Below are 11,550 nucleotides of genomic sequence, written 5' to 3' on the forward strand. Positions count from 1 at the left end.
ACCGTCCTTTTTCTTTGGCTGCTACTTATTTGTCGTTAAGACAAACTACACCTGGAAGCTCTTTGCCTTCCATGAATTCTAATGACGCACCGCCGCCAGTAGAAATGTGGCTCATTTTATCAGCCATACCGAATTTTTCAACAGCTGCTGCAGAGTCACCACCGCCGATAACAGAGTATGTATCTTCTGCATCTGCTAATGCTTGTCCTACTGCTTTTGTACCTTCTGCGAATGGAGTCATTTCGAATACACCCATTGGTCCATTCCATACAACAAGCTTAGAATTTTTAATTACATCTGCATAAATTTCACGTGTTTTAGGACCGATGTCCACGCCTTCCCAAGTAGAAGGGATAGAGTCAATACCTACGATTTGAGTTGTTGCAGTTTCAGAGAATTCCTCTGTGATTACAACATCAACTGGCATGTAGAAGTTTACGCCTTTTTCTTTTGCAAGTTGCATAAATTCTTTAGCTAGTTCGATCTTGTCGTCTTCACATAGAGATAGACCAATTTCATGACCTAAAGCTTTAACGAATGTGTAAGCAAGTCCGCCACCGATGATTAAGTTATCTACTTTGTCTAATAGATGACGAATTACACCGATTTTATCTTTTACTTTCGCACCACCGATGATAGCTGTGAATGGACGTTCTGGGTTAGAAAGTGCTTTTCCAAGTACATCTAACTCTTTTTCCATTAATAAGCCAGATACTGCTGGTAGGTAGTCTGCGATACCTGCTGTAGAAGCGTGAGCACGGTGAGCTGCACCGAATGCATCGTTTACGAAGATATCAGCAAGAGCTGCAAATTCTTTCGCAAGTTCTGCATCGTTCTTTTCTTCGCCCGCATAGAAACGTACGTTTTCAAGAACTAATACGTCGCCTTCGTTCATTGCTGCAACCATTTCTTGTGCAACTGGTCCGAATGCTTCGTCTGCTTTTTTAACATCTTTACCAAGAAGCTCGCCTAAACGTGCTGCTACTGGAGTAAGACGTAATTCTTCTACTGCTTGACCTTTTGGACGACCTAAATGACTTGCTAAAATAACTTTCGCACCTTGCTCTACTAAATATTGAATTGTAGGAAGAGCTGCACGGATACGAGTTTCATCTGTAATTTTGCCTTCTTTCATAGGTACGTTGAAATCAACGCGGCAAAATACACGCTTACCTTTTAAATCTACGTCACGAATTGATTTTTTGTTCATTGGATTTCCCTCCGACTACTAGTTAGGATTGACAAAACCCACTCAAAAGCTTAACACATTTGCTTTTAAAACGAAAGAAGAGAGAGAGGGAACAAACCCTCTCCCTCGTTTTGTCATTGATTACTTATATAATTAAGAATTAAAGACCTTTAGAAGTCATGTATGCTGCTAGGTCTACTACGCGGTTAGAGTAACCAGTTTCGTTATCGTACCAAGAAAGTACTTTAACCATGTTACCTTCCATTACCATTGTAGATAATGCATCGATTGTAGAAGAAGCTGTACATCCGTTATAGTCGATAGATACTAATGGCTCTTCACTGTATCCAAGGATACCTTTTAATTCGCCTTCAGCTGCTGCTTTGAATGCTGCGTTTACATCTTCAACTGTTACTTCTTTGTCAAGTTCAACAACTAAGTCAACAAGAGAAACGTTAGCAGTTGGAACACGTACAGCGCCACCGTTTAATTTACCTTTAAGTTCTGGTAATACTAATGCTACAGCTTTAGCTGCACCAGTAGATGTTGGAATCATGTTTTCAGCTGCTGCACGAGCACGACGTAAATCTTTATGTGGTAAGTCTAAGATTTGTTGGTCGTTAGTGTAAGAGTGAATTGTTGTCATCATTCCGCGTTTTACGCCGAATTTTTCGTTTAATACTTTAGCGAATGGAGCTAGACAGTTTGTAGTACAAGAAGCGTTAGATACTACGTTGTGGTTAGCTGCATCGTATTGTTCGTGGTTAACACCCATAACTACAGTGATATCTTCGTCAGAAGCTGGAGCTGAGATGATAACTTTCTTAACTGATCCACCTAAGTGTTTCTCAGCGTCTGATTTTTTAGTGAAACGGCCAGTAGATTCTACTACTACTTCTACTCCGTAGTCGCTCCATGGTAATTGAGCTGGGTCACGCTCAGCGATAACTTTAATTTCTTTACCGTTAACAACGATGCTGTTTTCGTTAGCAGATACTTCTGCATTTAAAGTTCCGTGAACTGTGTCATATTTTAAAAGGTGAGCTAATGTTTTAGCATCTGTTAAGTCGTTGATTGCTACTACTTCTACCTCAGAGTTGTTAAGAGCTGCGCGGAATACGTTACGTCCGATACGTCCAAATCCATTAATACCAATTTTAGTCATTTGAATTTCCTCCTTGGGGGATTATATTAAAGGGTAATACCCTTTGTTAACTGTTTTGCTGCACCTTCATCTGTAATTAGAATTGAAGTGTGCCCTTGTTTAATTACAGCCTGTATTGCCTTTGCCTTTGAAGAACCTCCAGCGACTGCAACAACGTGAGATACATGTTGTAAATCCTCAAGTTGCATACCAACTGTTCTTACTTTATGAACAACATTTCCTTGTTCATTAAAGTAGTAACCGAAAGCTTCGCCTACTGCTTCGCTTGCTTGAATCTTTAACCAATCTGCTTCTGAAGTATTTCTGCGACGTGCCATTGTTAACGCATCACCTATTCCATGAATGACGATATTGGAAGATCGAATCAACTCAAGAACTTCTTTCACGGAAGGCTCTGTCACAATAGACGCATATGCTTCGCTACTAACATGGTCTGGAACATACAATAAACGATAATTACTCATCGTATTTTGCGCCATCTTGGCACAAATGGTATTGGCTTCTAATTCGACGCCCTCTCCAATTCCACCACGTGCTGGGACAAATAGCATATGTAAATCTTTGCAATCAAGCTGCATCATGTCCGCAGCAGCAGCTAGCGTAGTTCCTCCAGCCACAGCAACGATATTATTCGCTGTCAGACGGTCTTTTATACAAGTCACACAAGCACGGCCCATCTCCAGTTTGACCCAAGGCGATTCATCACTATCACCAGGGACAACGAAAACTTCATCCAAGTCTAATGTTTCCTTAAGTTGCTTTTCTAAAACCTTTAACCCGGAAATTTCTTTCATAAAGTCTTCCAAAGCAAGAACTAAAGCTGTTCCTTCTTCTGTCAAAGTCATTCCAGAAGAAGCGACGTGAACTAAGTTTTGTTCTTTCAAAACTTGAACTTCACTTCGCAATACTCGTTCTGTCATACCGAGACTTGCTGATAAGTTTCTTCTTCCAATCGGCTGCATGAGCCTAATGTATTGAAGAATTTGCATTCTCGTTTGCATAACAGGTAGCAGATCAGGTAATAATTTTTTTGTGTTCTGAATCCATGAGCGCATATCTTTTCTCCTCACTACATTGGTTCATTTTTCCTTTATGGTCATTTTGTGTCCCGTAGTGACATTTTATGTCCCACATAGGTTAAAAAAATAATCCCTGCTACGTGTATTATTGTAACAGGAGATAGAAACTTATTCAACTCTTAACTGCATTGTTTATATAGTTTATTATGACACCTTTGTGAATGTTACCATATTCTACTTGTTTTCCGTCTATTTCTACAACCGGAATCATTAAGTGATATTTTTCTAAAAGGTCATTATCTTCATATATATTTATTTCCTCGATTTGAAAAGAATATTCACATTTTACTTCCTGTAAAACTTGTTTCGCCTGCACGCAAAGGCCACAATCTTCTTTTGTATACAGTACAACTTTCATATTCTTCACCTATCCGATCGTTTTTCGTAATGATGACGCTGGAATGTGCATTTGTTCTCTATACTTCGCCACTGTTCTTCGAGAAATAACGATTTCATGCTCTTCTTCTAATAATTTTGAAATCTTTTGATCTGAAAGTGGCTTTTTCTTATTCTCCGCCTCAACAAGCGTTTGAATAAATCGTTTCACACGCTTTGTAGAAACTGCTTCATCTTCAGTAGTCGAAACAGCATTACTAAAGAACGATTTCATCTCAAATAAACCGTGTGGTGTTTGCACATATTTATTTCGCGTCGCACGACTAATTGTAGATTCATGCACACTTAACTCTTCCGCTACCTCTTTTAAAGCAAGTGGCTTTAAATGTTCTGGACCTTCCCAGAAGAAATCCCGTTGTTTTTCCATAATAATAGTCATTACTTGCAGAAGCGTTTGTTTTCTCTGTTTTAAACTGCGCATAATCCACTGCACATGCTGATACTTTTCTGACACGTAAGATGCTACTTCACTTTCACTATCATTCAGAAGCGCACTATACTCAGAATGAATTTCAATTCTCGGCATATTTCTCTCGTTCATTTGTAAAACGAGACGATCACCATCTTTTTTTACCGCCATATCAGGCACAATATAAAGTGGTTTATCAGAAGAAAACGCAAGACCTGGTTTTGGTTGTAATGACGTTATACAGTTCACCGCCGATTGCAATTCCTCATTACTACACTTCAATACTTGAACGAGCTTTCGCCAATCTTTCTTCACGAAATAAGCGAAGTGATCCTCTATAACCTCTTCTGCTAACCCATTCCGTCTTTGTAAGCGCTTCAATTGCAAAGTTAGACATTCCTGAATATTACGTGCTCCTACCCCTGCTGGCTCGAGTGATTGGACAAGCTCTACAGAGCGGTCGACTACATGAAGCGGTGCAGAAAGGAGATCCGCTAACTCTTCGTTCGTTTCTTGTAAATACCCATTTCCATCCATGTTCATAATAATGAAAGAAGCTACTTTTCGCTCTTCTTCTTCTATTTTATAATACTGTACTTGATTTAATAAATGTTGCTGAATCGTTGTAGAATCCACACTGTAGATTTCCATCTGATTCTCGACTTGTTTGCTGGTACTTTTACTGTTGTTAGAGCTCTTTTTCTTCTCCCTCTCAAAACCACCTAACTCAATAAGGGGATTCTCTAACGATTGCTCATACAAAAACTCCGATAATTCTTGTACATTATACTGAAGCATTGTAATCGCTTGCCTTAACTCTTGTGTCATTGCCAAACGTAAGCTTTGTTCTTGTAAAAGACTTGCCTTCAAACTAATCTCCCCCTTGTTTCTATTGTACAATAAGTTTGGTAAAAGGAGAATGCTATCACAGACACCCATTCCAAAATATTATTAATTTATATGTATTAATGAGATTTACAACTTACAACCGAAATTTGAATAATATTGAAAGAAAATAATAAGTTGTAAAAATTATTATCAAGTACTAATAGTAAATCTTATTACTAGATATAACAAGAGGGAAATAAAAAAAGTCCTAACCTACAAAACGTAAGTTAGGACTTTTTGACGCGCCCAGAGGGATTCGAACCCCCGGCAGACGTGGTACCGGAAACCACCGCTCTATCCGACTGAGCTATGGGCGCATGAGATTATGATAATATCAACGGTTTGCCTCCGTCTTCTTCCGATTTGTTCTTACCGAAAGTTAAACGTAGGATACGAACACCAACACGTAGACGTTCGCTTCTTTACATATGTAATATTATATCTCGCCATTAGCTGAATACGCAAGTACAAAAGTACCTTCTACACTAGCGTTATCACATATTTCTCCTACGTTCGCCGTCTCTTAATCTACATGAAAAGAAATAGAACGCATTTAAACGAATCATTATCCACGATAGAAAAGCTAATCGCCTAGATTCTTTAATCTCGGCATCTCACTTTCCGCATATAGTCGATAAAATAAAAGAAAGGCGAGGATTTCCCCGCCCATTTCCGCTAACCTATCGCCCCCTTGCCCGATCTTTTGATCGCTCCATTTGTTTTAATTCTGCTGCAATCCTTTCGATATCGTGATCTTCGCGTACGTTCATCTCTGCGATATGGAAATGATTTGTTACTCGACGATCGCCGCTGCTGCTTTGTTCGCCCTTGCCTTGTCCATAAGTTGCTGCCGTAGTCGGACGATTCGCAGTACGAATAAAGTTGAATAATCCCGCCTGCTGAGACTGCGTTAGTACCATCTCGTTTTTTAGTAGCCGAACATCTACCTCGTCGAACTTCGGACGATTTGCGACTAGTCCTCGCGGTGATCCACCATTGTGAAACTTAGGTCGCTTCGTTACTTGATGAACCGTTCCGCCGTTATGTCGCTTCTCTGCATTTCCGAAGATACTGTTTACCGTACGTGTAATAGATTCCTTGATGTTAAGGAAGATGTTTTTCGTTTCGGATTTAGTTGCCTCTCGCTTGATTTCGTCAAGGCGTGCTTTCGCCTGCTTGTCGTCCATATCTAAAGGCTTCGTCACTTCCTGCTTACCTTTGCGATCTGTGTCGTCGATCTTCGAATTAGCATCCGAATTATCGCCCTTTAACTTCTTCGTATTATCTTGTTTCGCCTTCGCATCGGTTTTATCGATTTCGTTATTGACGTGTGTATTGTCACCCTTCGTCTTTTTCGTATTATCTTGTTTCGCCTTTTTATCGGTCTTATCGATCTCGGCGTTAGCGTGCGAATTATCACCGCGCGTTTTCTTCGTGTTTTCCTTCTGCGCCTTCTTGTCGGTCTTATCGATCTCCGCATTAACGTGAGAGTTATCGCCCTTCGTCTTCTTTGTTGCGTCCTTTTCCGCCTTCTCTTGAAGATCGTCGGCTTTCTTCTTCTCTTCATCGATGTTCGTAGTTACCTTTTTATCGGTAGGCTTTTCTAGTGCGTCGTTCATTAATTCGATAGATTCCGTAGTCTCTTCGACACCTTGCTTATAAGACGCGTGATTCTCTTTAGCCTGATCGATCGCCGTCTTCGCCTCTTTTAACTTCTCGACGTTTTTAGAAGCTGCGTCGTACTGTTGCTTTTGCTCGTCGTTTAATCCGTTGTTGGCGATCTTCTGCTTTTCTAATTCAGCGAGTACTTTTTCCTCGGCGGATAACTTCTCGTTTACTTTCCCCGATAACTCTCCGACCGCTCCCGTAATCCCTACAGTTGCCGCATGTTCTTCGATAATTAGATTCGTAGTTTTTTCACTCATTTGTAAACGCTGCTGCGCTGCATTTAATTGACCTTTTAACTCTGTTCCCGCAGCTTTATTTACGGCTAATTCCGTATTTGCTGCCGTTAACGTTTCTCGCTTACGATCTAGGTATTGACTCGCGTTCTCTATTTGTCGCTCGTCTCCACGTTCTACGGCTTCGTTATATTCCTTTTTAGCCTTATTATAAAGACGCTGCGCCTCGGCTTGATTCTTTTCTAAGTCCGCACGATCTTCTAACGCTTCGTTATAATTCTTCGCAGATTCTATCATTTCTTCTAGATCTTTTTTCTGATTAATCATAAGTTGCGTTTGTTGTAATTCTAATTCGATTCGTTGCATTTCCTTATACGAATCACCTAGTTTCCTAGCTTCGTCGGAAGTTTTAGCGATCGCATTTCCTTTTTTGTCGAAGGCTTGTTCTGTCGCGGGTGCTTTTGCTATGATCTCCGCGTTAACTTCTAGATATTCGTTTAATTCCTCTTTTGTAGCGCCTGACTTTTTACCTAACTGCTCGTACTCATTGATAAGTTTTTGCTTAGAATCGCCCTCTTCCGCCTTGTGAATCTCGGTAGTTAGATCGCGATAGCGTAACATTTCATCCGTTGTTAGGTTGATTTTCTTCTTTAATGCGTCGTGTCTGTCCGCTAATTGGTACATTCCGTCGGCTTGCTCGCCTAACGATTTATACGTATCTAACGATACTTCTTTGTACTCTCTCGCAGATCCTGACGCCTTCATAAGAACCGTAGTTAATGCGCCGACCGCTAACGATACGCCCGCAATCCATGCCGTAGCAGGATTCGTTATAAGCGCAGTTCCTAAGATCTTAACCGCGGCTACGACCTTCGAAATATTATTCGCTACTAACATCGCGCCCGCTGCGAATGCTGCCGCTGCTAGTCCACCCGCTAAGAATGCAGGATCTAATTGTGCTAAACCGCCAATCAATACCGCTGCCCCTTGTGCCGTTGCAGTAAATGCAGGTATTAACGCTTGCCCTAGATTGATCGCTAAACCTTCGGAAGCTGACTTAACTTGATTCCATGCGCCGACTAACGTATCTTGTTGGATCTTCGCTATACGTTCCGCAGTTCCGCCCGATTCTTCTAACGTTGTTTTATAATTTTGTAATGCGGGTTGCCCTTGCGCTAGTAATGCTAAGAATCCCGCAGACGCTTCCGTACCTACTAATTGCGCAGCCGTTACGGTTTTCTGTGCATCTGTCATACCTTCCATCTTTCCGCTAATATGTCCGATCAATTCGGGAAGTGGCTTGAATTGTCCATTTGTATCTACTACGCTTATTCCTAGCGCGTCGAATGCTTTTGCCGTTTGTCCCGTTGGATTCGCTAATGATAGTAATGCAGCACGTAATGACGTACCTGCTTGCGATCCTTGAATACCTGCGTCAGACATTTTCGCTACTGCCGTCGCTGCATCTTCGATATCCCAACCTAATGCATTCGCTACTGGTGCGACGTACTTCATAGCCATTCCTAGTTGATTCATATCGGTATTCGCAGTCGTAAACGTCTTCGCTAGTACGTCCGTCGCATGTTGCGTGTCTTGCGCGGATAATCCAAACCCAGTCATAATATTTGATGCGATGTCTGCCGCAGATCCTAGATCGATCGCACCTGCTGCCGCTAGGTTTAAAACGGATGGAATTGCGTCGATACTATCTTGCGCCTTGAATCCTGCGAGTGATAGGAAAGAAAGCCCTTCGGCTGCCTGCGATGCTGAGAACTGCGTCGTCGATCCTAGATGCTTCGCAGTTGATTCTAGTTGTTTAAATTCCGCATCGGTCGCTCCTGAGATCGCCTTTACCTTCGCCATTGACTGTTCGAAGTTTGCCGCAGCTTTAACGGAAGCACCTACCGCAGCTACTACGGCGACGCCCGCCGCTGCCGACGCTTTGTTTAACATCGACATACCTTGCGACGAGCTTTGCGCCCCTTGTCCCAGTCCTTGCATATCTTGCCTTGCCTGACTAACGCCCTGCCTAAACTGAGCGTTATCTAGTACGAGTTTCGCCTTTATTTCGCCCGCGTTTGCCATTTTTAATCATTCCCTTCGTTTTGATGCACGACAAAAAGACACCGCTCGTAATGAGCAGCGCCTCTGGCGTTTTTTCTATGTATATTTATCGTGTAATTTAACCTACAATATCCCGCGCAGTTATAACCCTTTTAGGGTATTCGCCGAATAGTTTAGCGGCTTCACTTTCCTTAAGCACCTTTTCGACATCTCGGCGGATCTCTTCTTCTGTTCTTCCTACGATTGGATCTTTTGTGTTAGTCATTTGCAATCACCCCCTATCCTTTAAAACCGAACGTAGCAATATTGTGTAGTTTAGCTATGCATTTTTGCGAGTGTGTCTAAGATAAATTCTTCCGTCCCATCAAACCCCTCAGGTACACACTTCAATCGTTGTACGTCGATTAACACCTGATCCGTTGGTTTCGGTAGCTTTCGGAAGTCTACGGGATTCAGGGCTACACAGTGTGCCCCCTTGCTATTTCTCGTCATTTCTCTTAAATAATCCGTTACTCGATCGACGTCTTCATGTAACTGACTGTACTGTGCTAGCGCATTGTAATAATTGAATAAAGCTTCTCGTGCCTTTTCGATTAGCGGTTTTGCGTATTCGTCGAAAATTTCACCCTTTAGGTTCTTGTTAAAATCTCGCGATAAGTCTGAATATGTAATAGTTCCCGATGCATATGTACGAGCATAGTTGATCGCCTTTGTTTGCTCTTCCTCCGCTAATCGTAACGCTGCTTCTGCCCTTTCTACATCTGCAATCGCCTTTTTCTTTTCTATCGCTACCGACTCACCTGCGAATTCACGTTGTAGGGTAACTTCATATTTAGTTCGCGCATCTACTACCTTTTGCCTAGCATCTTCAACCTTCTCGGCGTACCTTGCTTTAATTTCGTTAGCTTTCTCATCTTGCGTATGAAAATCGTCTAATAAGTCCCACTTTAGTTCGAATCTGTTTTCCATCATTATTTACCCCTTTTCGTTTGTAATTTCATAGATAAGTTATTTAATCCGTCCGCAATCTTTCGTAGAACTGCGATTAATATCTTTTCTAGTCTGTTCGGTTCTTTAATCAGCTCTTTTGGTAGTGTCGTAGGATCTACTAAGTTATATAAATCGATTAACGTATCGCGTACCATTCCTGTTTCAAACACGCGGTACGTTTCGCTTGTTTCTTCGGCAGATACGATATGACCTAACAAACCTGTATCGCCTAATGTTGAGACATATATGTATTCCGTAGTTGTCATAACATCGATAACTTTGTTACATTTATAGCCGCTTTCTGTAATGTATTCACGATACCTTTCGTTAAGATTCGTGATATCTTCTTCAGCTTGCAGGTATTCATTGACCCGTTGACCATCGATGTATAAGACTGTTAAGAAGAACTTCTTTCCGTATAGTTCGTGGCAATTCGTTACGAGTAGAGGGCGAATAGCACCTCTTTGCTTACTTACGTTGCTCATATTTTTACTCCCCTTTCTTATTTTGGAATTTTTGTTTGATAGCTTCTTGTACTTCCGTCATAGTTAATGAGTGCACCAACGCGCTTAGCTTACGAATATTTTCCTCACCAACTAGCTTAACGATTCTATTAACGTTCTTCTTATTAGGCTTCAAAACGCCCCGTTCCCATTTGCTGAGATTCGATTGATCTACGCCGAGCATCTTCGCAAATTCAGTCTGAGACACCCCTGCCATTGCTCTAGCTAACTTGATTTGATCTGCATTCATTTTATAAATCAGTCCTTTCAATTTCTTATTTAGGTTTCATATATGCTTAATTAGGTATTTAATTGTAAAAAAAGAAGCGCTAATGTGGCTGCAAAAGCGCTCAGATTCGACAGGTTGTCCGCTTGCAAGGTAGCGAACCAAATAAGAAGAATCAGAAGGGATCTGATCCACTGTAAGTCTCTCACATATAAAACCTAGAAAGTCTGCATGTTAAGTCCGAAAACTAAAAGTAGTCTTGTTTCCTCATAATATATGTGTAACTAATCGGTCGTTTATTGTATATGTGTTGAAATTTTTTTATTTTATTGTTTTTATTTCGGACAGATCCCGCATCTTCCCCGCTTAATCTACGCAGTCCTATATAGAACGAATACCACCGTTTCCTTTTGGTGGCTGATGTTTGATCGTCCAATTTGGATTTACTTCGCTGGCAGTATTTACAAGAACAAAATCGTCGCCATACTTTTGACGAGCTTCCGCTAAGAGTGCCGTTATATCAGAATCTCGATGTTTTTTGTTTCTCATTTGTATTGCCTCCACATAAGTTATTTGTTTTATTTACGACGCAGTTTCCGTACTACGATACATTTCCGTCATCTCTTTTCCCATTGAGTGCCTTTTTAATGGCGTAGCCTTTTCGCTGCTTTTCTCTATAGTACGGTTTGCATTGTTTATTTTTCAGCCGTTAACGCCTGACGCATAGCCTTTGATCTTTC

At 41.2% G+C, this 11,550-nt stretch carries 11 protein-coding genes and 1 tRNA gene; all 12 read right to left on the bottom strand.

Annotated elements, in window-relative coordinates:
• Positions 1 to 25: 25 nt before the first annotated feature.
• On the bottom strand, positions 26 to 1,210 hold the full coding sequence (locus ACTFOB_RS12930) for a phosphoglycerate kinase (protein ID WP_001036333.1): 1,185 nt from the start codon (positions 1,208 to 1,210) through the stop codon (positions 26 to 28).
• Positions 1,211 to 1,349: 139 nt separating this feature from the next.
• Positions 1,350 to 2,354: a type I glyceraldehyde-3-phosphate dehydrogenase gene (gene gap, locus ACTFOB_RS12935; RefSeq protein WP_000161234.1), complete on the bottom strand. Its 1,005-nt coding sequence runs from the start codon at positions 2,352 to 2,354 to the stop codon at positions 1,350 to 1,352.
• Between the two features lie 26 nt (positions 2,355 to 2,380).
• Complete coding sequence (gene cggR, locus ACTFOB_RS12940; protein ID WP_001258183.1) at positions 2,381 to 3,409, bottom strand: gapA transcriptional regulator CggR; 1,029 nt, start codon at positions 3,407 to 3,409, stop codon at positions 2,381 to 2,383.
• Between the two features lie 136 nt (positions 3,410 to 3,545).
• Positions 3,546 to 3,791, bottom strand: a complete 246-nt coding sequence (locus ACTFOB_RS12945) for a glutaredoxin family protein (protein ID WP_440026297.1) — start codon at positions 3,789 to 3,791, stop codon at positions 3,546 to 3,548.
• A gap of 9 nt (positions 3,792 to 3,800) precedes the next feature.
• Positions 3,801 to 5,108: an RNA polymerase factor sigma-54 gene (gene rpoN, locus ACTFOB_RS12950; protein WP_440026298.1), complete on the bottom strand. Its 1,308-nt coding sequence runs from the start codon at positions 5,106 to 5,108 to the stop codon at positions 3,801 to 3,803.
• A gap of 259 nt (positions 5,109 to 5,367) precedes the next feature.
• Positions 5,368 to 5,443 (bottom strand) — tRNA-Arg (locus ACTFOB_RS12955).
• A gap of 363 nt (positions 5,444 to 5,806) precedes the next feature.
• Positions 5,807 to 9,112 carry a phage tail tape measure protein gene (locus ACTFOB_RS12960; RefSeq protein ID WP_440026300.1) on the bottom strand — a complete coding sequence of 1,102 codons (3,306 nt, stop codon included), beginning with the start codon at positions 9,110 to 9,112 and terminating at the stop codon, positions 5,807 to 5,809.
• A 97-nt stretch (positions 9,113 to 9,209) separates the two neighbouring features.
• Entirely contained in the window at positions 9,210 to 9,356 is a 147-nt protein-coding gene (locus ACTFOB_RS12965) for a hypothetical protein (protein ID WP_440026301.1), read from the bottom strand.
• A 50-nt stretch (positions 9,357 to 9,406) separates the two neighbouring features.
• A complete protein-coding gene (locus ACTFOB_RS12970; protein ID WP_440026303.1) occupies positions 9,407 to 10,060 on the bottom strand; it encodes a hypothetical protein in 654 nt (217 codons plus the stop codon).
• Positions 10,061 to 10,062: 2 nt separating this feature from the next.
• Positions 10,063 to 10,566, bottom strand: coding sequence for a hypothetical protein (locus ACTFOB_RS12975; protein WP_440026305.1), 504 nt, complete (start codon positions 10,564 to 10,566; stop codon positions 10,063 to 10,065).
• Positions 10,567 to 10,570: 4 nt separating this feature from the next.
• Entirely contained in the window at positions 10,571 to 10,834 is a 264-nt protein-coding gene (locus ACTFOB_RS12980) for a helix-turn-helix domain-containing protein (protein ID WP_440026306.1), read from the bottom strand.
• Between the two features lie 357 nt (positions 10,835 to 11,191).
• Positions 11,192 to 11,359 (bottom strand): DUF4148 domain-containing protein, encoded by a 168-nt coding sequence (locus ACTFOB_RS12985; protein ID WP_440026308.1) that lies wholly within the window; start codon positions 11,357 to 11,359, stop codon positions 11,192 to 11,194.
• Positions 11,360 to 11,550 lie beyond the last annotated feature (191 nt).

Origin of the sequence: Bacillus cereus group sp. MYBK79-1 (assembly GCF_051915365.1) — a bacterium.
In the GTDB taxonomy this organism is placed as follows: Bacteria; Bacillota; Bacilli; order Bacillales; family Bacillaceae_G; genus Bacillus_A.